The organism is Actinomyces sp. 432 (assembly GCF_009930875.1).
Taxonomy (GTDB): domain Bacteria; phylum Actinomycetota; class Actinomycetes; order Actinomycetales; family Actinomycetaceae; genus Actinomyces.
On the sequence record NZ_CP025249.1, the window covers coordinates 338,069 to 363,448 of the forward strand.

23 protein-coding genes, 3 tRNA genes and 1 CRISPR repeat array are annotated in these 25,380 nt (G+C 68.2%); of the genes, 14 read left to right on the forward strand and 12 right to left on the reverse strand.

Translation table 11 applies throughout. The annotated features are described in order from the left end of the window. Positions 1–125: 125 nt before the first annotated feature. From CWT12_RS13655 to CWT12_RS01395, 3 genes are all read right to left on the reverse strand, one after another. Positions 126–1,340 carry an FtsX-like permease family protein gene (locus CWT12_RS13655; protein ID WP_337247915.1) on the reverse strand — a complete coding sequence of 405 codons (1,215 nt, stop codon included), beginning with the start codon at positions 1,338–1,340 and terminating at the stop codon, positions 126–128. After that, positions 1,270–2,676: an ABC transporter ATP-binding protein gene (locus tag CWT12_RS01390; RefSeq protein WP_237564242.1), complete on the reverse strand. Its 1,407-nt coding sequence runs from the start codon at positions 2,674–2,676 to the stop codon at positions 1,270–1,272. The genes CWT12_RS13655 and CWT12_RS01390 overlap by 71 nt, the downstream gene beginning before the upstream one ends. A gap of 64 nt (positions 2,677–2,740) precedes the next feature. Then, positions 2,741–3,130 carry a metallopeptidase family protein gene (locus CWT12_RS01395; protein WP_161923406.1) on the reverse strand — a complete coding sequence of 130 codons (390 nt, stop codon included), beginning with the start codon at positions 3,128–3,130 and terminating at the stop codon, positions 2,741–2,743. 264 nt (positions 3,131–3,394) lie between these two features. On the opposite strand from CWT12_RS01395, the gene CWT12_RS01400 reads away from it, so the two are divergent. The 3 genes from CWT12_RS01400 to CWT12_RS01410 all read left to right on the forward strand — a co-directional run bounded on the left by CWT12_RS01400 (position 3,395) and on the right by CWT12_RS01410 (position 3,686). Beyond that, positions 3,395–3,467 (forward strand) — tRNA-Glu (locus tag CWT12_RS01400). 25 nt (positions 3,468–3,492) lie between these two features. Next, a tRNA-Asp gene (locus CWT12_RS01405) sits at positions 3,493–3,566 on the forward strand. A gap of 47 nt (positions 3,567–3,613) precedes the next feature. After that, positions 3,614–3,686 (forward strand) — tRNA-Phe (locus CWT12_RS01410). 346 nt (positions 3,687–4,032) lie between these two features. Here the strand turns inward: CWT12_RS01410 and CWT12_RS01415 are convergent. The 8 genes from CWT12_RS01415 to CWT12_RS01450 form a co-directional block, all read right to left on the reverse strand. After that, on the reverse strand, positions 4,033–4,551 hold the full coding sequence (locus CWT12_RS01415; RefSeq protein ID WP_161923407.1) for a LacI family DNA-binding transcriptional regulator: 519 nt from the start codon (positions 4,549–4,551) through the stop codon (positions 4,033–4,035). 23 nt (positions 4,552–4,574) lie between these two features. Next, entirely contained in the window at positions 4,575–5,045 is a 471-nt protein-coding gene (locus CWT12_RS01420) for a LacI family DNA-binding transcriptional regulator (protein WP_161923408.1), read from the reverse strand. Positions 5,046–5,064: 19 nt separating this feature from the next. After that, entirely contained in the window at positions 5,065–6,501 is a 1,437-nt protein-coding gene (locus tag CWT12_RS01425) for a GH1 family beta-glucosidase (protein WP_161923409.1), read from the reverse strand. Beyond that, a complete protein-coding gene (locus tag CWT12_RS01430) occupies positions 6,498–7,430 on the reverse strand; it encodes a carbohydrate ABC transporter permease (RefSeq protein WP_161923410.1) in 933 nt (310 codons plus the stop codon). Before CWT12_RS01430 ends, CWT12_RS01425 begins: the two co-directional genes overlap by 4 nt. Continuing rightward, on the reverse strand, positions 7,427–8,518 hold the full coding sequence (locus CWT12_RS01435; protein ID WP_161923411.1) for a carbohydrate ABC transporter permease: 1,092 nt from the start codon (positions 8,516–8,518) through the stop codon (positions 7,427–7,429). The genes CWT12_RS01430 and CWT12_RS01435 overlap by 4 nt, the downstream gene beginning before the upstream one ends. A 107-nt stretch (positions 8,519–8,625) precedes the next feature. Continuing rightward, positions 8,626–9,912, reverse strand: coding sequence for an ABC transporter substrate-binding protein (locus CWT12_RS01440; RefSeq protein WP_237564243.1), 1,287 nt, complete (start codon positions 9,910–9,912; stop codon positions 8,626–8,628). A gap of 1,001 nt (positions 9,913–10,913) precedes the next feature. Beyond that, a CRISPR array of direct repeats spans positions 10,914–11,313; the repeat unit is 36 nt; unit sequence GCCTCAATGGAGCCCGGTCGTGGAGACCGGGAAGAC. Between the two features lie 459 nt (positions 11,314–11,772). Then, the gene (locus tag CWT12_RS01445) at positions 11,773–12,726 is read right to left on the reverse strand and encodes a permease prefix domain 1-containing protein (RefSeq protein ID WP_237564244.1); all 954 of its coding nucleotides are present in this window, start codon (positions 12,724–12,726) and stop codon (positions 11,773–11,775) included. Between the two features lie 98 nt (positions 12,727–12,824). Next, positions 12,825–13,178, reverse strand: a complete 354-nt coding sequence (locus CWT12_RS01450; protein WP_161923412.1) for a PadR family transcriptional regulator — start codon at positions 13,176–13,178, stop codon at positions 12,825–12,827. Positions 13,179–13,453: 275 nt separating this feature from the next. On the opposite strand from CWT12_RS01450, the gene CWT12_RS01455 reads away from it, so the two are divergent. The 4 genes from CWT12_RS01455 to CWT12_RS01470 all read left to right on the forward strand — a co-directional run bounded on the left by CWT12_RS01455 (position 13,454) and on the right by CWT12_RS01470 (position 17,754). Next, a complete protein-coding gene (locus CWT12_RS01455; RefSeq protein WP_161923413.1) occupies positions 13,454–15,061 on the forward strand; it encodes a mechanosensitive ion channel family protein in 1,608 nt (535 codons plus the stop codon). Between the two features lie 134 nt (positions 15,062–15,195). Beyond that, positions 15,196–15,648, forward strand: a complete 453-nt coding sequence (gene msrB, locus CWT12_RS01460; RefSeq protein ID WP_161923414.1) for a peptide-methionine (R)-S-oxide reductase MsrB — start codon at positions 15,196–15,198, stop codon at positions 15,646–15,648. 62 nt (positions 15,649–15,710) lie between these two features. Next, the gene (locus CWT12_RS01465) at positions 15,711–16,700 is read left to right on the forward strand and encodes an endonuclease/exonuclease/phosphatase family protein (RefSeq protein WP_161923415.1); all 990 of its coding nucleotides are present in this window, start codon (positions 15,711–15,713) and stop codon (positions 16,698–16,700) included. Positions 16,701–16,719: 19 nt separating this feature from the next. Next, entirely contained in the window at positions 16,720–17,754 is a 1,035-nt protein-coding gene (locus tag CWT12_RS01470) for an AEC family transporter (RefSeq protein WP_161923416.1), read from the forward strand. A gap of 72 nt (positions 17,755–17,826) precedes the next feature. On the opposite strand, the gene CWT12_RS01475 is transcribed toward CWT12_RS01470, so the two are convergent. Next, the gene (locus CWT12_RS01475; protein WP_161923417.1) at positions 17,827–18,543 is read right to left on the reverse strand and encodes a FadR/GntR family transcriptional regulator; all 717 of its coding nucleotides are present in this window, start codon (positions 18,541–18,543) and stop codon (positions 17,827–17,829) included. A 217-nt stretch (positions 18,544–18,760) separates the two neighbouring features. Here CWT12_RS01475 and CWT12_RS01480 point away from each other — a divergent pair, with 217 nt between their 5' ends. From CWT12_RS01480 to CWT12_RS01510, 7 genes are all read left to right on the forward strand, one after another. After that, a complete protein-coding gene (locus CWT12_RS01480) occupies positions 18,761–19,282 on the forward strand; it encodes a gluconokinase (RefSeq protein WP_161923418.1) in 522 nt (173 codons plus the stop codon). 50 nt (positions 19,283–19,332) lie between these two features. Then, positions 19,333–20,742 carry a GntP family permease gene (locus CWT12_RS01485; protein WP_161923419.1) on the forward strand — a complete coding sequence of 470 codons (1,410 nt, stop codon included), beginning with the start codon at positions 19,333–19,335 and terminating at the stop codon, positions 20,740–20,742. Between the two features lie 414 nt (positions 20,743–21,156). Continuing rightward, a complete protein-coding gene (locus CWT12_RS01490; protein WP_161923420.1) occupies positions 21,157–21,414 on the forward strand; it encodes a GlsB/YeaQ/YmgE family stress response membrane protein in 258 nt (85 codons plus the stop codon). Positions 21,415–21,803: 389 nt separating this feature from the next. Continuing rightward, entirely contained in the window at positions 21,804–22,052 is a 249-nt protein-coding gene (locus CWT12_RS01495; protein WP_161923421.1) for a hypothetical protein, read from the forward strand. A gap of 945 nt (positions 22,053–22,997) precedes the next feature. Then, a complete protein-coding gene (locus CWT12_RS01500) occupies positions 22,998–24,293 on the forward strand; it encodes a DDE-type integrase/transposase/recombinase (RefSeq protein ID WP_161923422.1) in 1,296 nt (431 codons plus the stop codon). 384 nt (positions 24,294–24,677) lie between these two features. Then, positions 24,678–24,923 carry a hypothetical protein gene (locus tag CWT12_RS01505; RefSeq protein ID WP_161923423.1) on the forward strand — a complete coding sequence of 82 codons (246 nt, stop codon included), beginning with the start codon at positions 24,678–24,680 and terminating at the stop codon, positions 24,921–24,923. Positions 24,924–25,165: 242 nt separating this feature from the next. Beyond that, positions 25,166–25,366 (forward strand): hypothetical protein, encoded by a 201-nt coding sequence (locus tag CWT12_RS01510; protein ID WP_161923424.1) that lies wholly within the window; start codon positions 25,166–25,168, stop codon positions 25,364–25,366. Positions 25,367–25,380: the final 14 nt, after the last annotated feature.

Consider the following 25,380-nt stretch of genomic DNA (forward strand, 5'->3'; position numbering starts at 1 on the left):
CGGGTGGAGGCCACCCGCCTCGGCGCAGAGGCTAAACGGGCATGTAATTGCATCGTAACGGAATCGGGCGGGGTTATGCAGGTGCCCCGCGAGGTTGTGTGGCCGACACGACTTGCGGCATGGCCTCACCAGCTCGGCTCCGGCGTCGCCCCCGGTGCAGAGGCGCCTGCCCGCCTGCCCGTGGGTATAACAGCAATAACCGCTGCGGACAGTATGCCGACGCCGCAGCCGAGCACCAGCAGCAGTGCCAGCTGCCGCCCGGGAATGGCAGGCGCGCCACCGCCCAGTCCGGTCAGCACGTCCTCGGTGGCCCCGGCCAGGAGCAGGCCGACCGCCGCGCCCAGCACGATGCCTGCGGCAGTAGCGAGTGCGAACTCGCACAGAAGCTGCCCGGCGCGCTGGCCGCGGCTCTGTCCGAGCGCCTGCATGAGCGCACCCTCGCCCGTGCGCGCGCGGGTCCCTGCCGCCAGCGCCGCCGCTGCACACAGGCCGCTGAGCGCGCTCGCGCCCGCCATGAGCGTCGGCAGCGCCTCCAGCTGTGCGGTCACCGGTTCCGGGGAGAGCCCCTCCGCGGCGCCGTGCGCGAGGGCGGTGCGCAGTGAGACTGCCTGGGTTGCGCCCGCGCACGCCGCCATGGCGGTGAGCATCGGGGCCACCGCGATGGCTGCCGCGCCGTGTGGATCGGCTGCCAGGTGGCGCAGTGCCAGCCGACCGCTGGAACCGAGGCGCGCCGGCAGGCCCAGTAGGGCTACCAGGGGCTGCAGCACAGTAGGCAGGCCCACCAGTAGGCCGACGAGCAGCGCCCCGGCAGCGAGGCCCAGTATGCCGACGCGGTGGGGCAGGGTGTCCATGCGCCAGGCGACCCCGGTGCCGACAGCACCGATGGCCAGGAGTGCGATGCCGCCGATGCCGCCGACTCTGGGCAGGTCCGCCTGCCGCGACGCAGCCGGGAGCGGGGATGGCGCCGGCCCCGCCGGGAGGCCGGCCGCGTGCAGAGCAGCCGGCAGGGCGCCGACCAGCGTTGCCAGCAGGGTGGAGCCGATGGCCAGCTCCAGCGGCAGCAGCGCCTCATCGGAGTCCCAGGGCACGGTGAGAACCGACGGGATCTCAGCGGAGGGCAGCCGCGATGCCCCCAAGCCGGCGAGCAGCCCGAGCGCGCCGCCCAGCAACCCGATGGTGAGCGCCTGGGCGACTACCGCCCCCAGCAGCATCGGCGTCGGCACCCCATTCGCCTTGAGAAGCGCAAGCGCCCCGGCGCGTCGCCGCAGGCTACTGCTGAACGTCGCGGCTATGACCAGCGCTACCGCCAGCCCTATCAGGATTGCGAACAGCAGGACCAGGGCGCGTCCATATGCGCCGAGCTGCGTCCCGGCCTCGCCGAGGGCCGGGGCCCCGGTGCCGTGACCGCCCGCCGCCACGGTGAAGGCGCCGGCCATGCAGACCGTCGCCGCGGCGGCTACCACCGCGAGCAGAAGTGAGGGACCCGGTCCCATGCGCACGCCGCGCCAGACCACGCGAATCACTGGTAGCCCCAGGGGTTGTTGCGGTCGGCGTTGTCAGTGCCGCCCGTGTCGGTGGAGCGGCTCGGGCGGCGCCCGCCTCCGCCCCGGCGCTCGCCCGGATCATCCCAGTCGTGGGGGGCCGCGTCGTAGGTGCGTGCGTTCCGCCCGGGGCGGGACCGCTCGCCGGTGTCCTCCCAGTCGCGGGACGGTCGCCGCGGGAACGGGCGGGCCTGCGCGCGCTGAGTGGCTGCGCCCAGGCCTCCTCTACCTGCGAGACCTCCCGCTCACCCCCGCCGACGCCGATTCCAGCCCGGGACGGGTCACCCAGGTCGTGCAGCGCGTCCAGGAGCCGATCCCGATCGGGCTGGTTCATCTCGGCTACGACATTGCCGTCGTGCAGGAACAGGACCGTATCCGCCTGGGCGGCAACCTCGGCGTCGTGAGTGGCGACGACGACGCTCTGCTCCAGCTCGTCGACCGCAGTACGCAGAATGCGCAGTACCTGCATCGCGGCCGCCGAGCCGAGGGCTCCGGTCGGCTCGTCGGCGAGCACTACCGCGGGGGCGCCGAGGAGCGCGCGGGCGCAGGCCACGCGCTGCGCCAGTTCCGGGGTCAGCTCGCCGACGCCGTAATCGAGGCGGCCACGCAGGCCGGCGACGTCGACGATCCGGTCCAGGCGCGCCGTGTCAACCTGCCGTCGGGCCAGGGTGAGTGGCAGGGTGATGTTCTCTACGACGCTCAGGGAGGGGACGAGGTTCTGGGACTCGAAGATCAGTCCGATCCGCTCGCGGCGCAGTTGGGTCAGGCGTCGTTGGTTGAGCAGGGAGATCTCCTCGCCGGCAAGGATGATAGTTCCGGAGGTGGGTGTCTCCAGGCCCGCCAGACAGCGCAGTAGGGTGGTCTTGCCGGCACCGGACGGGCCGAGGATGGCGGTCAGGCGCCCGTGTGCCAGATGCGCGTCCACCGACTCCAGGGCGGTGACGGCGCTCTGCTCATCGCCGAAGATCTTGGACAGGTTGCGGGCGGTGATTACCGGATCCCCCACCGGTCCGTGGGCTACCAGCCCCTCTGGGCGGCGGCGGCTCATGCGCGTCTCGCGGCGAGGCGGCGTTGACGAGGTGCTCAGATGGCGTGCCTCGGGCGATGATGGGTCCCCGGGTGCGGCTGTGGTCATAACGGTAGTGTCACATGTAATAGCGGTGGGAGTGAAGCGCATGTGCCCGCGTGGCTGCCGGTTTTTACTCCCAGCCGAGCTCGTGCAGGCGCGTATCCGAGATGCCGAAGTGGTGGGCAACCTCATGAATGACCGTCACCGCCACCTGCTCGACCAGTTCCTGGCGTGAGCTGCACCAGCGTTGCAGTGGTCCTTGGAAGATGAGGATGCGGTCGGGCAGGACCAGGGACCAGCCGGCGTCGCGCTCGGTCAGCGGTACGCCTTCGTACAGGCCCAGCAGTGTGGGCCTGCCGTCTTCGTCGTAGTCCGCGTCGGTGAGCATCTCCGGATCTGGCTCGTCCTCGACCAGCACCACTACGTTGTCCATCTGAGTTGCGAGTTCCTCCGGGATCATCTCCAGGGCGTCCGCCACGGCGGCTTCGAACTCGGTCTCGGACAGGTGCGTCGGGCTCATGTACGGAAGCCTGCCACGGGGGCGCCGTGCGGGCCGTCATAAGGGCCGTCACGTCATACGTGCCGCGGAGAGGGGTGCCCGCAGTCCGCAGGGAAGCCTGCCGACTCCGCGTTCCGGCGTCGGCGTCGGAGGCGGTATCGGTGGTGCGGTGCCGCCTGCTCGAATGCTGGTGAGCAGGCTCACGCCCCGAAGATTTGCGCAGAGACGGTCCGGCCCAATACCGTACATCCCGGTTCGAGGCGCGACGACGCCAAGGGCAACCGGGCCCCCATCGTCTAGCGGCCTAGGACCCCGCCCTTTCACGGCGGTAGCACGGGTTCGAATCCCGTTGGGGGTACGAGTCACGTACAGTGATGAATATTGGCCTCGTGGCGCAGTTGGTTAGCGCGCCGCCCTGTCACGGCGGAGGTCGCGGGTTCAAGTCCCGTCGAGGTCGCGGATGCGGGTCGCTCAGTCGGAAACGGCTGGGCGATCACGCCTCTAGGCTCTGTAGCTCAGTTGGTAGAGCGTTCGACTGAAAATCGAAAGGTCACCGGATCGACGCCGGTCGGAGCCACGGCGATGGCCCTCGGGACTCACAAGGTCCCGGGGGCTTCGCTCATTTTCGGCCCCGCACCGCGACAGGGGTCGCCGGTGTGGGTGGTGGCCTCCGGCGTCGGGGCTGGTATGGCTTTGCACGACACTGCACGACCTTGGTGTGCACTCCACGACCCCGGGTGGTCGTGCAACGCACCCCAAGGTCGTGGAACACGGCCCGAGGTCGTGCAAGACACGGGGGCGGGTCAGCGGCTCGGGACTCGGACGCGTGGGCCGTGCTTCGTCCCGGCTCTGGCCCGGCGCTGTCCCGGGGTGGATCTAGTGGCGTGGTGGCAATTGCGCGACCCCGAGCCCCAGCCGGCTTGTCAGCAGGACTGCCGTACCACCAGCCGGGCCGGCACGAGCACCGGCTGCCCGTCCCAGGTCTCATCCAGGATTGCGCGCAGCATGTCGGTGGCGGCCCGGCCCAAGACATCGGTGGGGTTGTCCACGGAAGTCAGCGGTGGGTCGGCCAGGGCCGCATCCGGCCCGTTGTCGCACGAGACCAGTTTGACGTTGTCTGGTACCTGCAGTCCCCGCTCCCGCCACGCCGCCAGAGCCGCCAGGGCCATCTGGTCGGAGGACGCGAAGACGCCGTCGATCTCACCCGACTCGATCCGCGGTGCCAGAGCCTCGCCGGCCGCGCGCCCCGACTCGACGGTGAAGGCGCCCTCCCGCAGGACCGGATCGATCCCTGCCCTGCCCAGCACCTCGCGGAAGCCCCGGAGGCGGTCGTGAGCGGCCACCATGTCCAGCGGGCCGGTAATAATCGCCGGGCGCTGTACGCCCCGGTCCAGCAGGTGCTCGGCGGCTAGCCTGCCGGCGGAGACGTTGTCCAGGTCCACCCACGAGGCGGGGGAGTTGTGGGCTAGGGGCGCCCAATGAACACCACCGGTAGCTGCACGCCCATGATGGCCTCCACCTGCCCGCTGAAGCGGTGGTGGGAAATGACGATCGCACCATCGACCGAACCGTTGCGCAGGTACTTCGCCGCGCGGCGGCCGTGGCCGGCCTGATCCCCGAAGACCATGACCAGCTGGATATCCGCGGCGTCCAGGTGGTGGGAGATCTCCTGGACCGTCCGAGTCAGGAAGGGGTCGGAGAAGATCAGCTGATCCGGCTCGGGAATGACGACGGCGACGGTTCCGGTGCGGCGTGAGACCAGGGCGCGGGCGGCAGAGTTGGGAATGTATCCCAGTGAGGCGACCGCCGCCCTGACAGCCTTGGTCTTCTTCTCGGTTACACCGGTGTCCCCGCGGACCACGCGCGAGGCGGTGGCGCGAGAGACGCCGGCGGCACGGGCCACATCCTCCAGCGTGATCCTTTCCGATGAGCGCATGCGTGTCTCCGTCCGCGTGTCAGTCCAGTTCAAAACCGTTGTTGCGTACAACCGCTGAGAACCACTCGGCCGAGGCCTTGGGGATTCGCGCGAGTGTGCTGTAATCAACCCGGACGATACCGAAGCGCTTGGTGTAGCCGCGGGCCCACTCGAAGTTGTCCAGCAGCGACCACACCAGGTACCCCTCCACGCGGGCGCCGGCGGCGATGGCATCGTGCACGGCGGTCAGGTGGTCACGGATGTAGGCCAGACGGTCCAGGTCCTTGACTCGCCCGTGCGCGTCGGGCTCATCGCGGTAGGCGGCTCCGTTCTCCGTGATGACAATCGGGATGCCGGCCGCGTTAGGGCCGGCCGTGGAGGTGTACTCGCGGTCCAGCCGCAGCAGTAGCTCATACAGGTCGCGGGGCTCCACCTGCCAGCCCATGTCCGTGACCGGCAGGTCCTGCGGCTCCGCACGGACGTTCTCGGAGCCCACATGCGGTGAGGGCCCCGCCCCCGCCGCCGGCCCGCCGAACATGCGTCCCGGCTCGGGGCCGGCCACGGTCTGGCCGTTGTAGAAGTTCACCCCCAGCACGTCGATGGGTTCGCTGATGGCCTCCATGTCGCCCGCGCGCACCCAGTCGTGGATGTCCGCCCAGGTAGCCATGTCCGCGACGACGTCGGCCGGGTAGCTGCCGTGTATCAGCGCCTCCAGGAACAGCCGGTTCTGGGTGCCGTCCACCCTGCGGGCTGCATCGCGGTCGACGACGCTAGACGGTTCAGCCGGGTGAGTGGGGGAGAAGTTCAGCGTGATGCCGATGCGGGGTCTGCGGCCCGCGGCGGCTGCGGCCTCCCGCAGCGCGCGCACCGCCAGGCCGTGCCCCAGCATGAGGTGGTGCGCCGCGGCCACCGCCTGTGCCGGCTCGTTGACCGCGGGTGCGTGCTCCGCGCCCGCGTAGGACAGGAAGGATGAGCACCAGGGCTCATTCAGCGTGGTCCAGGTGTCCACCTTGCCGCCCAGGCGTGCGTACACGGCCCGGGCGTAGTCGGCGAAGGCCTCGGCGGTGGAGCGGGCGGTCCAGCCGCCCTCCTCCTGCAGGGCCTGCGGCAGGTCCCAGTGGTACAGCGTCAGCCACGGCTCGATGCCGGCCGCGCGCAGGGCGTCGACTAGGTGCGCATAGAAGTCCAGGCCCTTCGCGTTCACTGTGCGCCCGTCGGGCATGACCCGGGCCCAGGACACCGAGAAGCGGTAGGTGGGGTATCCCAGCTCCTTGATGAGGGCGACGTCGTCATCGACCCGGTGGTAGTGATCGCAGGCCACCTCTATGTTGGAGGCGTCATCGATGGCGCCGGGGCGGCGGCACAGGACGTCCCAGATGGAGTCCCCCTTGCCATCCTCGTGGGCGGCGCCCTCGACCTGCGCGGCGGCGGTAGCCACGCCCCAGCGGAATCCGGGCGGGAAGGTGATTGCGGTCATCCCTTGACAGCTCCTTGCATGATGCCGGAGACCAGCTGGCGGCCGGCGAAGACGAACAGGATCAGCAGTGGCACGGTGGCAACGACCACGCCCGCCATGATCAGTGAGTAGTCCTTGAAGTAGGAGGCCTGCAGCAGCTGCAGGGCGACCGGCAGGGTCGGGTTCTTCGCCCCCAGGACGATGAAGGGCCAGAAGAAGTTCGTCCATGAGCCCACGAAGGTGAACAGGGCCAGCATCGACGCCGCGGGCCGGGCCGCCGGCAGTGCCACCGACCAGAAGGTGCGGAACATGGAGGCCCCGTCCACGCGCGCGGCCTCAATCAGCTCGTACGGCAGGGCGTCGCGGATGTACTGGGTCATCCAGAACACGCCGAAAGCGGAGACCATTGCCGGCACAATCACGGCGATCAACTGCCCGGTCCACCCCAGCCTGGCCATCACGATGAACAGCGGGACCACGCCCAGCTGCGCGGGCACGGCCATGGTGGCGATGACGAAGGTCAGCAGGCCGTCTCGCCCCCGGAAGCGGAGCTTGGAGAAGGCGTAGCCGGCCAGCGTGGAGAAGAACACCACCGACACTGACACGACGCCCGAGACGATCAGGGAGTTGATGAAGGCTCCCCGCAGGTCGATGCCGGAGTTGACCACCCGGGTGATGTTGTCGACCAGCTCCCCCTTGGGGAGCAGTGAGGGGATCGGGTGCTTGGCGATCTCGGCGGCGTTGGAGGTGGCCAGCAGGAACGCGAAGTACAGCGGGTAGGCGCTGATCAGGACGGCGGCGATCAGGAAGACGTAGCCCACCGGCCCCGGACGGCGGTCGGGACCGAATCCCCGGTGCGATCCTCTGGCCCGACGGCGAGCGGCGGCGCGGGCCGCCCGCTTGCCCGCGGTCTGCTCGATCATCGCCACCGACGGCTCGTTGCTGCTCATGACAGGGCTCCTTCCTGGACGCGGCTGTTGCCGGCGCGGCGGGCGGCGGTGCGGTGCTGTGCGCGTCGGGGGCGCCGTCGTCGTCCGGATCTGGCGGGATCGGTGCCGGAGGAGGCAATACGCCGGGTGAGCAGGAAGCTGAGGGAGGCGAACAGCAGGATGATCAGGAACAGGATCCAGGCGACCGCTGAGGCCCGGCCGAAGCTCTTCTGCGGTCCCCAGCCCAGCTGGTACAGGTACATGGTCAGCGTCAGCCACTGGTTGTCGGCGCCGCCGTTGCCCATGGTGTCGAACATGCGCGGCTCGTCGAAGATCTGCAGGCCGCCGATGGTGGAGTTGATGACCACGAACATGATCGTGGAGCGCAGCTGGGGGATGGTGACCGACCAGAACTGGCGCATGCGGCCGGCGCCGTCGACCGTGGCGGCCTCATACAGCTCGCGGGGGATGGCCTGCATGGCCGCCAGGATGATCAGGGCGTTGTAGCCGGTCCAGCGGAAGTTGACCATGTTCGCGATTGCGATGTGGGACCAGAAGGCCGAGGCGTGCCAGCCGATCGGGCCGATCCCGACCTGACCGAGGATGGCATTGACCATGCCGGACTGGTCGGCGAAGAGCTTGGAGAAGATGATGGACACGGCCACGGGGGCCACGACGTAGGGCAGCAGCACGCCCATGCGCCAGAAGGTCTTCGCCCGCAGGTTGGTGTGGAGGACGTAGGCGATGAGAATCGCCAGGATGATCTGCGGAACGCTGGAGAGCAGGAAGATGGAGAAGGTGTTGCGCAGGGCGATCCAGAAGTTCGGCTGCTGCAGCACGTTGACGTAGTTGTCCACCCCGGTGAATCCCTGGTCGCCGCCGATCAGGTGCCACTTGTGGAATGAGACCCACGCCGTGTACAGCAGCGGATACAGGCCCGTGATGGCGAAGACTACGAAGAACGGGGCGATGTACAGGTAGGGAGAGACGACGAAGTCGAGCCGCCCCAGCTTGTCGCGTCGGGACATCGAACCACGCCGCTGCGTACGCGTCGGCGGGTTGGGCGCGGGTTCGCGCGAGGCCTTCAAGGGGGTCGCTGCTGGCGTCATTGCCGGTCCTTTCCGGTCAGCGGTGGGGGAGCGGCGGTGGCGCGGTCCGGCACGCAGTGCGTGCAGCCGCGGGCTGCGCCACCGCCGTTGGCTGGTGCGAGCGAGGACTACTCGATTCCGAGTTGGCGGAACTCGCTCAGCGCCTTGTCCCAGGAGGAGTCGGCGTCGTCGGTGCCGTCCACGTCCACGCGCGTGAGGGCGTCGGTGACGACGGTGGTGATGGCAAAGAAGTTCGTGCCCTTGTACGGGGAGACTGCGATCTTCTTGGACATGTCGGAGTAGATCTGGCCGATCGGGGCGTTGTTGAAGAACTCATTGCTGTACTCCAGCAGGGCCGGGTCATCCAGCGCCGCAGTCTGCGAGGGGAAGTTGCCCTTCGTCTGGAAGGCCGTGATCTGCTGCTCGGGGGCCGTCAGCCAGTCGGCCAGGGCCTTGGCCTCCTCCTGGTGCTCGCCCTGGGTGGGGACGGTCAGGTAGGACCCGCCCCAGTTTCCGCCGCCTCCGGGGAAGACCGGGGCCACGTCCCAGCCCTCAACGCCGGCGGCATTGCCCTCGACGACGCCGAGCATCCACGGCGGGCAGAGCATGGTGGCGAAGCCGTCGTTCTGGAAGGCGTTGACCCAGTCCTCGCTCCACTGCGACAGGCCCGCGGACAGTCCGTCCTCGGACTGGTCGAGGATTGTGTCGTAGGTGCTGCGGATGGTGTTGTTGGACTCCAGGGGGATGACGGTGTCGTCGTCGTTCTCGAAGGGGTTCTCGATCTGATTGAGCATGCCCTGGTAGGTGCCGGTCGCGGAGTCGTACCAGGGAATGCCGGTGGCGTCGACGAACTGCTTGCCGACCTTGAAGTAGTTGTCCCAGTCGCCGTCGAGGAGTTCGGCGACTTCCTCGCGGTCGGTGGGCAGGCCGGCCTGCTTGAACAGGTCGGCGCGGTAGCACACGGCCTCCGGGCCGGCGTCGGTGCCGTAGCCGATGAGCTTGCCGTCGGCGGTGGTGGCCGGGGCGGTCTTGAACTCGGGCCAGCGGCCTGTGACCGAGTCGGAGGACAGGTCGACGAACTGGTCGGAGTACTGCATGAGCTCGGGCAGCCAGTCCATCTCGATGGCCTCGACGTCCGCCAGGCCCGAGCCGGCGGCCAGGCGGGTGTTCATGTTGTCGCGTGCCTCGTTGGAGGTGGCGGCCTTCTTCTCTACGACCTTGATGCCCGGGTTCTGCTCCATGTACTCCTCGAGCAGGGCGTCGTAGCCGAACTCGTTGAAGGTGGCGATGGTGAGGGTGATGTTGCCGTCCGCGTCAGCCCCGGAGGATCCGGAGCCTCCCGATCCGCAGCCGACGAGGGCGAGCGCGCCGACGGCGATGACGCCTAGGCCGGCCATTGCCTGCTTCTTGAACACGATGTCTCCTTTTGTGTGGGATGCGTGGCGCACCCGTGCGCCATAAGTGTTCGCTGAGAGCGCTCTCTATATGGCCATCATTGGGTGAGAGCGCTCTCAAGAGGTGGATTAATCATGACACATCTACGCCGCCACGTCCACTTTGGAGGCGGGACGCCCTTGGCGGCCCGCGGCTTCACGTACGTGATCGGCTCGCGCTGCGGGGCGTAAAGAGCGTGGCGTCAAGTTCCGAGCCGCTGACCCGCCCCGTGTCTTGCACGACCTCGGGCCGTGTTCCACGACCTTGGTGTGCGTTGCACGACCCCGGGGTGGTCGTGCAACGCACACCAAGGTCGTGCAGTGTCGCCCAGGGTCGTGCAGTGTCGTGCAGTGTCGTGCGAAGCCGCCCCAGTCCCCGACGCCGGAGGCCACCACCCACACGAGGACCAGGCCAAAGACCGAGTTATCGGCGCTGATGTGTGTGCGGGATCGGAGTTTTTCATTGAAATAGTAGGCCAAACCAGCAATCCGGCAAACCACCATGCGCCCCAACCACACACATTCAATCCGGCAATCTGCTTGCCTGCGGTCGATCGGCGCGGGCCAGTCTTTCGAACCGCAAACAGCCACATGTCCCAGACGCCGCCAACCCCCACCTCTACAACCTCAAACGGGAAGAGCCACTTACGTTCTCCGTGTCCAAATCGATGACAAACACTGCCTACGGCCGCGGGGGCCGATCTGACACCCGCATGATTCCAACGTTCTGTTCGCGGCCGCTGCCGTCTCCTACCTCGTTTGTCATAGATCTGGACATTCCCTGCCCTCGCCTGCCGGATATGTGCCAGCGGCAAGCTGCCCGGCGTCGACGGCGGTCGGCGAGCAGGCGAGCATCCGACACTGCATGCGCTGGACACCACGCCACAGGCCCCATTCCCATGCGGAGAAGCCTGTTTTGCCGCCGCGCTTCAGTGGAGCCCGGGAAGACGATGGGTGGAAGCTGGCCCGCCGCCGGGGCATCTGCCTCAATGGAGCCCGGTCGTGGAGACCGGGAAGACACACCGACGGCGGCACGCCACCAGGCAGATGGGTCGGCCTCAATGGAGCCCGGTCGTGGAGACCGGGAAGACCAGGCTCGGCGTCGACATCAGCCGGCTCGCCTCGTCGTGCCTCAATGGAGCCCGGTCGTGGAGACCGGGAAGACCTGCTCACAGCGCGGGCAGTGGTCCTTGACGTAAATGTCGCCTCAATGGAGCCCGGTCGTGGAGACCGGGAAGACTGATGGGGGTGAGCGGTGATGAGTAAGGCGAGCAAGGCCTCAATGGAGCCCGGTCGTGGAGACCGGGAAGACCGCATGGGCCGTGACGCCGACCTGCACGACGGCGAGCCTCAATGGAGCCCGGTCGTGGAGACCGGGAAGACAGCTCGCTGTTCCTGCCGCAGCGTACCAAGGATCGTGCCTGATCTCGCGAGCGCTGCCATTGAAACGTACAACTCGGCCACGGTGTCCCGCTCGGGGAATGGTGAGAAAACCGTGTCACGCCGCGAACTCGAGCGCTGCCCAGGGAATCGGTGGACACCGGAGCGCTCGCACGCAGTCGGAGTCCTTCGGTCCGGTGACCCTGCGTGTTGATTAACGAGCATGAGGCGTTCCTCCTTGAACTCGCGGTGCGTACACGCGCCAGGCTACCCTCATCGAAACAGCTTCTACCGATACCGGTGATACGGGGACGCTGCGGTACGCGGTTTGTTAGCGGGAGCGCCAGGAGCGCAGGCCGGCCTCACCGGCAGCAATCGCACCGAACAGAGCGCCCGCAATCGGCCAGATCATCCAGCTGATGTCCCAGCTGGAGCCGATGAAGGACCAGGCGAGGTAGATGGCTATGCACCCGATCCAGTACGGACCGGCGATCGCCTCAATGAACGGGTTCTCCTCGGGTTGCGCCAGGTGGGCGCGGCGTCGGCTGGGCGGCCCTCCTCGGTGACGGTCGTGTGCGTCATGGAGGCCCAGGTGGTCGGCAGGAAAATGCGTAGCCCGGCCGCGACCATGAACAGCGTGAGGACCAGGCCCAGCGGTGGTCCGGAGCGGTCGGCTGACTCCTGGAATAGGATGCCTGCCCCTACGGTGGGGATTGGAGCCATGATCCACAGGGCCACGGCGATGCTCAGTGCACGCGATCGCACTCCCTCGTGCTCCAGTCGCAGTCGCGCGGTCCATGATGACACCATCGGACTGCGCGTGAACTTGCCGTCCGTCAGGTGGGTGAGGCCGGTGAAGGCCCGGTGGCGGCGTATCAGCACGGACACCGCCAGTGCCACTACGACGAGCGTCAGAACGAGTCCGAGCGTTGAAGCCTGGTGCTCGTTCAAGGGGATGAGCCCCAGGCCGTCCTTGCCCTGGGATAGGGATGCGCATCCGAACAGCGGTACCGCCGCCAGCACGCAAAGGGCCACGCCATTGCCGAGCAGGGTGCCTGTGCTGCGTCTCGCCTCGGCGAGCGCCTGGGCCTCCGGTAGCGTAATGACGGGGTACTCCGGCGGTGTCGTATCGGGCATGGTGAGAGTCGCGGCGGGCGCGTCGGCGGCCCCCGCTGCCGATGCGTCGCCGGCGCCGCGAATGTCGGGAAGGATGCCGAGCGCGGGTGCCAGCTCCTCCAGGTTTCCGAAGTCAGTGATTACCGAGCCGACCGCCTCGTTGTGCGACTTCCCGGAGGCGACGGCGTCTGCGTAGGCGTCCTCCATCATGGCGTGGAGCTCGCGCTTGGCCTCCAGCAGGCGCGGGGTGGCCGGGTAGGGGGCGAACATGGCCTCGAGGAAGGTGTCGATGGTGTCCATCAGGGTTCCTTGTCTGTCTGGGATCTGTCTGGGGTCTGGCTGGGCGGCTGCGGGCGGGTTGTCTGGTGTGGCCTCTGTCTGGGGCGTTGATTGTGCGGTCAGGGCGACGTCGACGTATCTGGGTTGTGAGTGCGCTGCGCGAAGCGGTCGATGAGGGCCTTGGTGTCCTCCCACTCGGCGAGCTTGCCCGTCAGGTGGGTGTTCCCGGCCTCGGTGAGCCGGTAGTAGGTGCGGGGCTTGCCCGATTCGCTGGTGTCTGCGAAGGAGCTGACCAGCCCTGCCGACTCCAGGCGCTTGAGGGCCGAGTACAGCGTGGTCTGCTTGATCGTGTACTGCCCCTGCGCCACCTCGGCGATGGTCTTGGCGAGTTCGTAGGCGTAGGAGGGGCGGTCGCGTAGCAGCGTGAGGGCGATCAGGTCGATGTAGCCGCGGATGGCGTCGGCGCTAATCATGACGACCTTCCGCGGGGTGCTCTGGCCCTGGGGGTCGGGGCCGGGGTGCGACGCTTGTTCATACGTTCAACGTACTACGACAGACGTAGTACGTCCAGTGGTGTATGTGGCGTGCTTGGGGCAGCCCCTGTTCTTCGGGTACGGGGCTACCGTTGGTCACCGGTTGACGGTGGTGCGGCCATCGCCCGAGTGACCGGAACCGCAGTGATGTGAATGACGACCGTGTCCCGCACCTGCACAGCTCGGGCACAGCGCCGGGTCCTAGTCTTAGGCACATGGCCTTCGCACCCGCGGCAGCAGCCGCATCGCTTCGCGCACTCACTGCCCTTGACGCCGCCGTGAGTGCCGACACCCCAACGGATTCCGCGACCTCCGCGGCCACTGAGGGTGCCGCCGACGCCGCCGAGGCAGTGGTGGAGGCCACTGCGGACGTGTTCTCCCTGGCCTGGCGGGTCGGCCTCGGGGCGCTCATGGGTATCGCGCTGGTGTTCATCCTCGTCGTCGTCCTGCGCACTATGGGCCGCCGCCGGGTGATGTACGCGGAGCTCATTCGCTTCTGCCGCACCCCGATGTACGCGATGGCGGCCCTCGCCGGCGCTTTCATCGGCGGGCAGGTTGCCTTCTTCGACCTCTCCCAGCCGGACTGGGCGCAGTTCGTGCTGCATGCGCTGCTCATCGGCATCATCCTGTCCGCCACCTGGGTGGTGGTGGGCGTGGCCAAGGCGGTGGAGTCCTCCGTTGTGATCGGGGTGCGCTCCCACGGCGACGTCGACCGCACCAAGCGCATCACCACGCAGGCACAGGTGCTGCGGCGCGTAGCCGAGGTCATCATCGTCGTCTGCGGACTAGTCGGGGTGGCGATGACCTTCCCGTCGGCGCGCGTGGCGATGGCCTCGCTGCTGGCCTCAGCCGGACTCGTGTCGGTGGTCGCCGGCCTTGCCGCCCAGTCCACCCTGGGCAACCTCTTCGCGGGAATCCAGTTGGCCACCACCGACGCCATCCGCGTCGACGACGTCGTCGTGGTAAACGAGGAGCAGGGCTTCATCGAGGAGATCACCCTGACCTACGTGGTGGTGCGCGTGTGGGACGGGCGCAGGCTCATCTTCCCCTCCACCTACTTCACCCAGAACCCCTTCGCCAACTGGTCGCGCCGCGGCAACCAGCTGACCGGCACCTTCACCCTCGACCTGGACTGGCGCGCACCGGTCGCGGCCCTGCGCGCAGAGGTGGAGCGGATCCTGTCCGGCTCGGCCGTGTGGGACGGGCGCGTCGCGTCCGTGGACGTCACCGATACCTCCGCGGGTACCGTCACCGTGCGGGTGGCCGTATCTGGAGCGAATAACGCCGACGTGTTCGCCCTCCAGTGCCAGCTGCGCGAGGAGCTGGTTGCCTGGTTGCAGCGCGAGGCGCCCTACGCCCTGCCGCGCACCCGCGTGGAGGTGGACAACGTGGACGTCGCCCACGACCCTACGCCGGAGAAGGTGGCTCGCCTGGCCGAGGAGCTCGTCACCCTGCAGAAGCCGAGCGCCGACGGCGTCGAGCCGGTAGAGGAGGCCACGTCCGTGCAGCGGCCGCTCGCTGACGACCCGATCGAGGCCGCACGCCTGCGCGCGGTCGCCAAGGGACGGGCGAAGCTCCGCCGCGCGCGCCGGGACAAGGTGCGGCGCCGCCGCATCCTCGCCCGCGACGCGGCGCAGTCCGGTGCTTTAGCCGACGGTTCCGGCGTGCCCGCCCGCCCGGTGGACACCGGTGAAGCGACCGGTGTCATCTCTACCCAGGAGCAGCAGGCCTATGCAGATGCCGCCGAGTCCGTATCAGACAAGCCGGGCAAGCTGGGAAAGCTGGGCATGGGCAAGTCCAGCACGGATGCCGACGACGACTGAAGTTCGCGCGCGCGAGCCGTTGTGGCCGGGCGGTGGAGCGTCGCTGGTATTCCCGGCCCAGGCGTTTTTTCAGGTGAGACTATCCACGCCGATGCGGGGTTGTCGGCCCCTTGCCGCGGGGCCAGTATGGGGCCATGACAGCTGAAGGCATTAGCTCCGCCCCGCGCCTTGACCCCACCGTCATCGCTCGCACCGACGCCGAGTGGCGGGCCGTGCTCAGCCCGTTGGAGTACCACGTGCTGCGCGAGGCCGGCACCGAGCGCCCCTATACCGGGGAGCTGCTTGACGAGCACCGCGAGGGCATCTACAGCTGTCGGGCCTGCGGCGCCGAGTTGTTCCGCTCCACTACCAAGTTCGACTCCCACTGCGGGTGGCCCTCCTTCTACGATCCGTCCCGCACCGACGCCGTGGTGCTGTCCACGGACACCTCTCACGGCATGGTGCGCACCGAGGTGCGCTGCGCGGCCTGCAACAGCCACCTCGGGCACGTCTTCGACGACGCCCCCAGCACTCCTACCGGCCAGCGCTACTGCATGAACTCCGTTAGCCTGAGCTTCGAGCCCGACGTGGACTCCACCGAGGCGTAGCCCGACTCAGTGAGCATCCGCGCCGCGGCCAGATGCCGGTAGCGTCCAGTAGGAGGCCCAACGTGCTGCGCGTGCTCACCCTGAACCTTCAGCACTGTCTGCCCGGTGCCGGCGCGGGGGACGGAACAGCCGCGTCGGGCTCGCTGGCCGGTGCCGACATCCGCGACCCCGCCACCGCCCGCGCCGTGCTGACGGCCCTGGCGGAGCAGATCGCCGAGCTTGCCCCCGACGTGGTCGCGTTGCAGGAGGTCGACCTCGGTCAGGTCCGCTCCGGGCGGCTGGACCAGGCGGCAGTCCTGGCCGAGCTGCTCGGGTGGTGCCACCGCCGCTTCGCCGCCGCCTGGGCGGGCCCGGTCACCGGCCTGCGCCGCCGTCCACTGCACTCGGCACTGGCCCGGCCCGCCGACGACGTGCTCGGCCCCGCCCGTGCCGTGTTCGGTCAGGGCCCGGTCGGCTTCGGGAACGCGCTGTTGAGCCGGTATCCCATCACCGCCTGGAGGGTGATGCGGCTGGGCCGCGGTCCGGCCACGCTCCTGCGCCGCGGCAACCCCATCGACCCGCGCTCCTACCGCCTGTTCACCGCCACCGCGCGCAACCTACTGGTCGGTCGACTGGAGCCGCCGGGGGACGTGCTGCCCGGCGTCGGTGTGCTCAACCTGGGCGTCACCCACCTGGCTACCCGCGCCGAGACCGCGCACCGACAGCTGGACTCCGCCTGGGGCGCCTTGACCACACTCCCCGGCCCGCACCTGCTGGCCGGCGACTTCAACCTGTCCACGGAAACGGTGGCCGCGCTCGGCGTCGGCAGACTGCTGGGGGACGGACCTACCTTCCCCGCAGCCAATCCGGTACGTCGCATTGACCACTTCCTCTCCGACCCCCTCGTCGGCGCTCCGCCCCCGACGGCGGGCGAAGCCGCCGTCCCGGAGGCGGGCGCGCCCGGCGGCAGTCTGCCGGCCGGGCCCCGGCTGCGCGCCGTCGGCGGCGGGACCCGCGCCTTCGTCGTCTCCGACCACGCCGGGACCTGGATCGACCTCGAGCCGGTCGACTAAGAGCGGTTGGGGAGAACCAGTGGCTGACGTGGTTGGGGGCCTGGCGGTCTTCGCCGTCGTCATTGCGGTGGGCTGGGTGCTGGTGCGCACCGGGGCCGTGCCCGTGGGGTCCGACACCGTCCTGACCCGCCTGTGCTTCTTCGCCGCCACGCCCGCCCTGCTGATCACCACCCTCGTCGGCGCCGACCTTGCGGCCGTCACCTCGGTGGGCACCGCCGTCGCCGTCGGGGCCGAGCTGCTGGGACTGGCGACCGCCTGGTGCGTGCACCGCCGCCTACTGCACCGCCCGGTGGCCGAGGCGATGATCGGGGCACTTGCCTCCGCCTACGTCAACGCCGCCAATCTGGGCATCCCGGTGCTGGTACTGGTACTCGGTGACGCCACCGCGGTCGCCCCGATCCTGTTGCTGCAACTGTTGGTCCTCACGCCGCTCGCCTTCACTGTGCTGGATGCCGCGACCCGGCGCGGCAGTCCCTCCCGCTTCGCCACCTACACGCTGCCGCTGCGCAACCCACTGGTGCTCGCAGTGCTGGTCGGCGTGCTGGTGAACCTGAGCGGCATGGACCTGGGTGCCTTGCTGCGCGGGCACCTCGCCGAGCTGCTCGACACGCTGGGGCGGATCGCCGTGCCGCTGATGATGCTGTCGCTGGGCATGAGCCTGGCCGCATCCCGGCTGCGGCCGCCGCGGAGCGTGGCCGGCGCGCCGAAGCCCGGGCCGGTCGGGGAGGACGAGGCAACGGGCGGAGCCGTGCCCCGCGTCGTCAACGTTCCGCCCGAGCCGGCGCACGACGCCGCCAGCCGCACCGCACTGCGCTGGGCGGTGGCGTGGAAGCTGCTGGTCGTGCCCGGTCTGGCGGCGGGTCTGGGGCTGGCGGCCGGCCTGCGCGGTGCCGCCCTGTTGATGCCGGTGACGACGGCGTCATTGCCGACGGCGCAGAACGTGTTCATGTACGCCTCCCGTTACGGGGTGGCCAAGCCCCTGGCCCGGGATGCCGTGCTGCTCACGACGGCGGGGTTCGTGCCGGTGGTGCTGGTGGCCGCGGCGGTGCTGTGAACCGTCGGAGCAGGCCCGGCTGTGCGGGCGGCGAGTACGGGTCGCGGGCAGGCGGGCCGCAGCACGGTCGAATCAGGTAGCGAGGAATCCCCGCAGGCCGCGATCCAGCAGTACCTCGCGCACCTCCGCCACGATCTCGCGCATGTGCTGCTCGGCCTGTTCAACCCTGCCCGCGGCGATTGCCTCGGCCAGGCGAACGTGCAGCTCCAAGGCCTGTGGCTTAGGAGACTGCCAGGGCGCGCCGACCAGCCGCGCGCGGCCGCTGAGCACCTCGGCCACCACCTCGGTGAGGGCGGCGAAGGTGTCGTTCTGGCTTGCCGTGAGTACCAGGCTGTGGAAGGCGATATCGGCGTCGAGGTATGAGGCGACGGATCCGGTGCTTCCCTGTTCGCGGATCGTGTTGGCCAGGCGCAGTAGTTCCAGGCGCTGTGCTTCGGTGGCGCGGCGGGCCGCGGCCGCGGCGGCGACGGGCTCTACGGCGGCGCGCAGCTCGGTCAGTGCTCCGAACTTCGGTCCCTCGGGGTCTGCGTCGAGTTGCCAGCGGATTACCAGGGGTGACAGTGCCGCCCAATCGGCAGGTGGCCTTACCACCGCCCCCACGCGGCGGCGGGACTCCACGAGTCCTACCGACTCCAGGGTGCGTACGCAGTCCCGGGCGAGGGTGCGCGAGATGTCGTGCTGGGACTGGATGTCGTCAAGGGTGAGGGACTCTCCTGGTCTGAGCTTGCCGGAGATGATGGCGCGGCCGAGGGCGTCAAGGATGTCGCCGCGTCGGACTGAGGATGTCATGGCCGCTCCCGGGGCAGTGGGTCAGAACGTGTGCGGAGTTGGCTGCGGCGGCCGTTGCCGCGCCGTCGGGCCGGTACCGCCGGAGACTCAGCGGCTCTGGACAAGATGCATGATGCGACGCCCACATAATCAAGGACCTAAGACCTATATAAAGGTAGCACGTAAACCCGCATAATCGTAGTACCCAACGTAGACGACGGAGTCAAAGGAGCCCGCCATGAACCAACCCGTTGAGCACCTCGTCATCATGGGGGTGGCCGGCTGTGGGAAGACCACCGCAGCAGCGAACCTCCACCGCGCGCTGGGCTGGCCCGTGGCCGAGGCCGACGACTTCCACCCGCAGGCGAATATCGACAAGATGTCCAGCGGCATCCCGCTGGACGACGATGACCGGCGTCCCTGGCTCGAGTCCCTGCGCGACTGGATGAGCGAGCAGGCGGCCTCCGGCACGAAGACCATCGTCACCTGCTCCGCGCTGAAGCGGGCCTACCGCGACTTGCTGTCACAGGCGGACGGGCGCGTCTTCTTCATCCACCTGGTTGCCGAGCAGGAGGAACTGCGTGAGCGCATGGAGCGCCGCGCGGGGCACTTCATGCCCCCGGCTCTCCTGCCCTCGCAATTCGCAACCCTCGAGCCCCTGGAGGACGACGAGGATGGCATCACCGTGGTCTCGCGTGCTACGCCCGAGGCAACCTTCGAGGCCATCCTCGCGGCGCTTGAGGCCGCCACGCCGGCCTGACCGTTCTTGTCCCCCGTTCCCCACCCATCTTCGTCATGGAGACATTGACAATGACGCACACAATCCTGGCCGCTGCGGACGCCGTGCCGCACGCGGGCAATGACTTACAGCTGATCCTCGCCGCACTGGTCGGCATCGCCACGATCATCGTTCTGATCGTCTGGACCAAGGTCCACCCCTTCCTGGCGCTCACGCTCGGATCTGCGGTGCTTGCGCTGGTGGCCGGCATCCCCCTGGCCGACACCTTCACGGCATTCACCTCCGGCCTGGGGTCCACCATCGGCGACGTGGGCACACTGATCGCCTTCGGCGCCATCATCGGCAAGCTGCTGATCGACTCCGGCGGCGCGGATCAGATCGTCGACACGATCCTGGACCACACCTCGGCGAGCCGCCTCCCGTGGGCCATGGCGCTGATCGCCTTCGTAGTCGGTATTCCACTGTTCTTCGAGGTGGGGATCGTCCTGCTGATCCCCGTGGTGATGATGGTGGCCCGGCGGGCCCGCCAGCCACTGGTGCTCGTGGGCGTGCCCGCCCTGGCGGGGCTCTCCGCCCTGCACGGCCTGGTGCCCCCGCACCCCGGACCGCTCATCGCCATTGACGCCGTCGGGGCCAACCTCGGCATTACCCTCGGCTTCGGCCTGCTGGTCGCGATCCCCACCGTGATCGTTGCGGGCCCGCTGTCGGCCCGGCTCATGGCCCGCTGGGTGCCGATCGAGGCGCCTGAGCCGCTTGGTGGGAGCGAGCAGCGCGAGCGCAGCGGTGCACGGCCGTCCTTCGGCGTGTCCATCAGCGTTGTGCTGCTGCCGGTGCTGCTGATGCTCATGCGTACGGTGGTCGAGACGTTGGTTGAGACGAAGTCGCCCGACGGCTCCAGTAACCCGCTCGCCCACTTCGCCCTCTTCCTGGGCCAGCCCATTGTTGCCCTGCTGCTGACCGTGCTGGTGGCGATCCTCGTCTTCGGCGTGCGCATGGGCGACACGGCCGATGAGATCTCCGCCCGCGTAGGCGGCGCGCTTGGGCCGATCGCCGGGATCCTGCTGATTGTCGGCGCCGGCGGCGGATTCAAGCAGACGCTGATCGAGTCTGGCATCGCCACGATCATCGCCGGCTGGCTCGAGCAGGCCGCCGTGCCGGCGCTCCTGGCCGGCTGGCTGGTGGCGGTGGCGGTTCGCCTGGCCACCGGATCCGCCACGGTTGCCACGATTACCGCTGCGGGCATCATGGCGCCCCTGGCTTCTGACATGCCGCCGGTGGAGGCGGCCCTGCTGGTGCTGGCGATCGGCGCCGGGTCGGTGTTCCTCTCGCACGTCAACGACGCCGGATTCTGGCTCGTCAAGGAGTACTTCGGTATGACCGTGGGGCAGACCTTCAAGACCTGGTCGCTAATGGAGACGATCCTGTCAGTGACTGCGCTGGTGGTGGTCCTGGTGCTGGCCCTGCTGCTTGGCGTGCTGTAGCGGTTTCCCGCCCATGTGGCCGGGGCTGCTGGCAGACACGGGCGGGGGAGAGAGCGCTCCGCGGGGTAGCTTCCTGCCCCGCGGAGCGCTTTACGGCCCTGTCGCCCTGTTGCCGGTGTGCCCGCGCGGACCGGTGCGCCGCCGAAATGTACGGGGACCCATCCGGTTTCCGGTCCCAGCTGGCGTTCAGGAATCCCGGGAAATACGTGAGCCGCCCGGAAGTATGATCGGCCTGGCATGAGAAGATGATGAATAAAACATGGGCGGGCGATTGCTGTATTGCAAACCGTTGAGAGGGGTCTCACTCCTAGGCAATTCTGGTGTATGTTGCTTCTAGGCGTATAGGCGCCAGTGCTCTGTGTGGCATTATGCCTACGGGCGCGTCGTTCAACTCGACACGAAGGGAAACGCGTCATGGGTGAACTCATCGGGATGGTCATCTTCGGCGGCATCATCGGTGCCCTGGCCAGGCTGATCATGAGGGGGGACCAGAGTCTGTCTATTTTGTGGACAATTGTCCTGGGCGCTGCCGGCGCCTTCGTCGGCGGCTGGCTGGCCGGGATGCTGGGTGTGGCGGACACCCCGGGGATCGACTGGATCCGTTGGCTGCTCTCTCTGGTGGCGGCCATGGTCGCCATTTACGTGTACCTGGCTGTCGCCCGCAGGCGGTGAGCGGCCCGTCGGCAGACGGGGAAGGCAGGGTCGTGGTGAAGTCGCGGAATGCGGCTTCACCACGACCGGTCGCCGGCCTCACCGCAGCGGAAGGACGTTGCAGTGCTGCCGACGGCACCGGAAGGCGCGGTCGGCAGGTGCAGTCGGCTGTCGCTACCGACTAGTGCTGCCGGGCGATCGCCGTATGTGGCGGGGCGGTGGTTTCCGGTCTTACTGCCGTTGCCTGAATGCCGGTTCAACTAATGGGGCGGCTGAATTGTGCCGGTAGGTTCCGTGGCCCCGGCAAGACGTGTATTCTAAAATAGATTCCTGGTGGGTGCGGCGTGAGAGATATGGTAGTGACATTTGTGCTGAATGGTGTGGGCGTTCTATGCGGACTGCTTTCGCTCATGCTCCTTGAAAGCGCTATCGAGCTGGTTGTTGAGGGAGGCTTTGACTCGGCGGTCGCGCTGCTGCTGCTCACGGCCTCGGTGGTCTTTGCGGGGATGGCGTTGGGGGTGCTGCTCGCCTGTGACCGGTCTTGGCGGCAAGGGCCGTCCCAGGAGCGGAGCGCGGGGGCCGACTGCGTGCCGCGTGGACATGCCGTGCCAGCCCGCAATGAGGCGCTCCCGTGGGGTTCGGGCCGCGCCTCGGACTGAAAGGCGCCTACCCTGAGTTGCAGGAATACGCCGACGTCCGCGACTTGCAGCATCAGCCCCGAAACGACCCGCTGCGCCCGGCCGAGTACGTCCTCGCCGGCCCGAGTACGACCTCGCCAGCCCGAGAACGACCTCGTCATCCCCGAAACGACCCGCTGCGTCCGGTCGAGTACGACCTCGCCAGGCCGAGGACGACCTCCGCGCGGTGAAAATGACCTTGCCAGCCCGAGAGCGTCCCCAGTGCGGCGAAGACGTCCTCGCTGGCCCGAGAACGTCCCCAGTGCGGCGAAGACGTCCTCGTGGGCCCGAAACCCTCCACGATGTAGAGGGTGTGGGGCGTATGAGGTCGTATTCGGCTAGCGTCGGGTGGTCGAATACGACCTCACACGCCCGAGAACGACCCTCGAGCACGATCGCCACACCACACTCCTCACCCGTCGCGCCGCCGGGACACGCACGCTATTAACCACTCGGCGAAGCACCGCCGATCCACCCACCAAACCCCAAACGCGAAGATCCCTGCCACCGATCCCAGGTGCTGCGGGGAGGCGTGCCAATGTGCGCGCAGGTCACAGCAGGCCAGTGCCACACACCAGGCTCAACGGGGAGGTACCCACCACTGCGGGGAGGTGAAAACGCCGCTGCGGGTCCCGGTGGTGCCGCGGGGGCCACACACTACTGCGGGGGCATCCACTACTGCGGGGGCGCGGACCGGGCCGGCTCGCCTGTAGGCCCCGCGCGACGGTTCGGCACTTCGCATGACGGTTCGGCACTTCCCGCGACGGTTCGGCACTTGGCACCAACGGTTCGTACCTTTCGGTGACGCTACGTACCCCTACGGTACTGTGTTGTCTCATGACTTCTGGGACTGTTGGATCTCATGACATCTGGGAGTGTCAGAAGTCGTGAGATTCTGGGAGGCCCTGGGTGGGGTTGGGTTGGGGGATGGGCTATGCAGTTTCGCCGTTCAAGCGTCAGCGCATCATTGAGTTCGACTCGCGGGTTGCGGGTGTGAGCGTGGAGGAGTTCTGCCGGCAGGTGGGGGTCTCGAAGTCCTCGTTCTACCGGATCCGTAAGCGGGCCAAGCAGGAGGGGCCGGGGGCGGCGCTGGTCGCCCGTTCCAGGGCGCCGCTGCACCCGGCGCGCCGTTGGGATGAGCGGGTTGATGAGCGTATCGCCCAGGTACGCCGGGAGCTGGTTGCCGACGGGAAGGATGCGGGTCCGTGGTCGGTGTGGTGGGTGCTGTCCGGGGCGGGGGCAAACCCGGCCCCGTCGCGGGCGACTATTGCCAGGCGCATGCGGGCCATGGGGCTGGTGGTCCCGGCGCCACGCAAGCGCCCGCGGGTGTCTTTCAAGCGGTTCACGCGTACCAGCGCTAACGAGCTGTGGCAGCTGGACGGTATCGAGTGGAGTATCCAGGGGCGTGCGGTGACCATCTACCAGGTCATCGATGACTGCTCCAGGGTGCTGGTGGCGCTCAAGGCGGCCTGGGGCGGGGAGACGCATGAGGCCACACGCCAGATCCTGTCCGAGGCGTTCGACTCCTGGGGGCGGCCCGCAGCCATCCTGACCGACAACGGCAGGGCCTTCAACACTCACCGCACCACCGGATTCGGGCGGACAGAGAGGTGGCTGGCCAGCCTGGGGATCCGTCCGATCAGCGGCGCCATCGGTCACCCACAGACCCAGGGCAAGGTCGAAAGCTCCCATAAGCCCCTCCAGCTGTGGCTGGCAGCGCACCCCTACACCACCCTGGAGGACCTAAACGCCGGACTGGTGCACTTCACCGCCTACTACAACACCGAGCGCCAGCACCAGGGGCTGGGAATATCCATAACCCCCATACGCGTGTGGCACCAGGTCCCCCGGGCCCTGCCCAATCCCTCCCCAATCAACCTTGACGCGCTATCCGGGCCGGTGCCGCTGAGCCTGCCGCAGGCTGCCAGCACCGACCCCACCATCACCAGCAGACAGTCCCTGAGCAACGGGACCGTGACCTACAAAGGCCGCATCATCTACGTCGGATCCTTCATGGCCGGCCAGACAATCGAGTTCCGCCAGTACCCCACCCGCCTGGACCTCTACGACCAGGCCGGAACACACTTCGCCGCGATCCCCTGGCCCCAGCCCACCCAGGCCCAGACCCACAGCCGGGCCACCATCAACGCTTCCAAACCACCCAACAGAATCATCAGCAGGCCACCCCGCTCACCCCGCTCCCAACCGTCCCAAAACCCATGAGACTCAACCGTCCCAGAAGTCATGAGACTCAACCGTCCCAGAAGTGTGGAGACAGCACAGTACCCCTACCGTACGAACCGTCACCGAACGGTACGAATCGTCGACCAGAACGTACGAACCGTCGCGAGAACGTACGAGCCGTCAACCACAGGCGCGCGAACCGCGACCAGAACGTACGAATCGTCGGCTAGGCGAGAGTGCCCACCGCCGCTTAGTCCCTCGACCTCCGGGTCGACATCCTCACCGTCACCCGCGCCTGCGGCTCTCATATCGGTCGCCCGAGCATGTGCATACCCGAGCGCGCCTTAGCTGAGTGAGGATTGTCGGCAGTCGGCACGGTATGTGCCGACCCAGTATGTGCCGGCCCGTCGTGAGGTGCCCCCCGTGGGGCTCGAACCCACGACCTTCGGATTAAAAGTCCGCACCCCGGGCCTCGCTCACCTCCTGATCGCGTGGCTCGAGCACATCAGCGTGCTCACCACCCACTGGCTCTGCACACGGGCGGCAGCGTCCCGGCAGTCGCTGCCCCACGAGCTGCGCGGGCTGGCCCGGCTCACCGTTCCCGAGCCGGCCCCGCCCATGATCCCCGCCCACCGCGACCCGTCCGTCGGGCGCCTCCCCCTGGACTGAGGTGACCAACATGACCCGTAGGAATACGCCGACACCCACGACTAGCCGCACTAGTCCGAGTAACCAAACTAGCGCAACTAGTGCATCTAGCGCCGCTAGTCGCGCTATCGGGCGCATGTCTGGGAAGCCGGCATCCGCCACGGCGCCCTCAACCAAGACGCAGACCGACCCCCACCAGAACCGGCAAACCACCATCTACGACTTCCTCAACGACCCTGCAACGAATTGAAGGAGAACCCGCAATGACCACGACCATCACTCTCAACTTCGACCAGCAACTCCTGCTGATGGAAGCACTCGACCAAATGGCCTACGTCGTGCGCGACCGCGTCGCCGACGGAGAGATTGCCATGCAAGACAACCTCCGCAAGATCGAGAAGGTACAGCACCTACTCGAAACTGCGAGCGACGTCCAGGTACTCACCACGAAGGCGGCCGCCTGACATGCGCACACGAC

Excerpts from the sequence above, each read along its gene's own strand:
- CWT12_RS01500 (WP_161923422.1), top strand. The coding sequence starts at position 22,998 with ATGGGCTATGCAGTTTCGCCGTTCAAGCGTCAGCGCATCATTGAGTTC.
- CWT12_RS01425 (WP_161923409.1), bottom strand. The coding sequence starts at position 6,501 with ATGACCGCAATCACCTTCCCGCCCGGATTCCGCTGGGGCGTGGCTACC.
- CWT12_RS01485 (WP_161923419.1), top strand. The coding sequence starts at position 19,333 with ATGACGCACACAATCCTGGCCGCTGCGGACGCCGTGCCGCACGCGGGC.
- CWT12_RS01445 (WP_237564244.1), bottom strand. The coding sequence starts at position 12,726 with ATGGACACCATCGACACCTTCCTCGAGGCCATGTTCGCCCCCTACCCG.
- CWT12_RS01510 (WP_161923424.1), top strand. The coding sequence starts at position 25,166 with ATGACCACGACCATCACTCTCAACTTCGACCAGCAACTCCTGCTGATG.
- CWT12_RS01390 (WP_237564242.1), bottom strand. The coding sequence starts at position 2,676 with ATGACCACAGCCGCACCCGGGGACCCATCATCGCCCGAGGCACGCCAT.
- CWT12_RS01455 (WP_161923413.1), top strand. The coding sequence starts at position 13,454 with ATGGCCTTCGCACCCGCGGCAGCAGCCGCATCGCTTCGCGCACTCACT.
- CWT12_RS01490 (WP_161923420.1), top strand. The coding sequence starts at position 21,157 with ATGGGTGAACTCATCGGGATGGTCATCTTCGGCGGCATCATCGGTGCC.
- CWT12_RS01450 (WP_161923412.1), bottom strand. The coding sequence starts at position 13,178 with ATGATTAGCGCCGACGCCATCCGCGGCTACATCGACCTGATCGCCCTC.
- CWT12_RS01475 (WP_161923417.1), bottom strand. The coding sequence starts at position 18,543 with ATGACATCCTCAGTCCGACGCGGCGACATCCTTGACGCCCTCGGCCGC.
- CWT12_RS01495 (WP_161923421.1), top strand. The coding sequence starts at position 21,804 with ATGCTCCTTGAAAGCGCTATCGAGCTGGTTGTTGAGGGAGGCTTTGAC.
- msrB (WP_161923414.1), top strand. The coding sequence starts at position 15,196 with ATGACAGCTGAAGGCATTAGCTCCGCCCCGCGCCTTGACCCCACCGTC.
- CWT12_RS01480 (WP_161923418.1), top strand. The coding sequence starts at position 18,761 with ATGAACCAACCCGTTGAGCACCTCGTCATCATGGGGGTGGCCGGCTGT.
- CWT12_RS01430 (WP_161923410.1), bottom strand. The coding sequence starts at position 7,430 with ATGAGCAGCAACGAGCCGTCGGTGGCGATGATCGAGCAGACCGCGGGC.
- CWT12_RS01435 (WP_161923411.1), bottom strand. The coding sequence starts at position 8,518 with ATGACGCCAGCAGCGACCCCCTTGAAGGCCTCGCGCGAACCCGCGCCC.
- CWT12_RS01395 (WP_161923406.1), bottom strand. The coding sequence starts at position 3,130 with ATGAGCCCGACGCACCTGTCCGAGACCGAGTTCGAAGCCGCCGTGGCG.
- CWT12_RS01420 (WP_161923408.1), bottom strand. The coding sequence starts at position 5,045 with ATGCGCTCATCGGAAAGGATCACGCTGGAGGATGTGGCCCGTGCCGCC.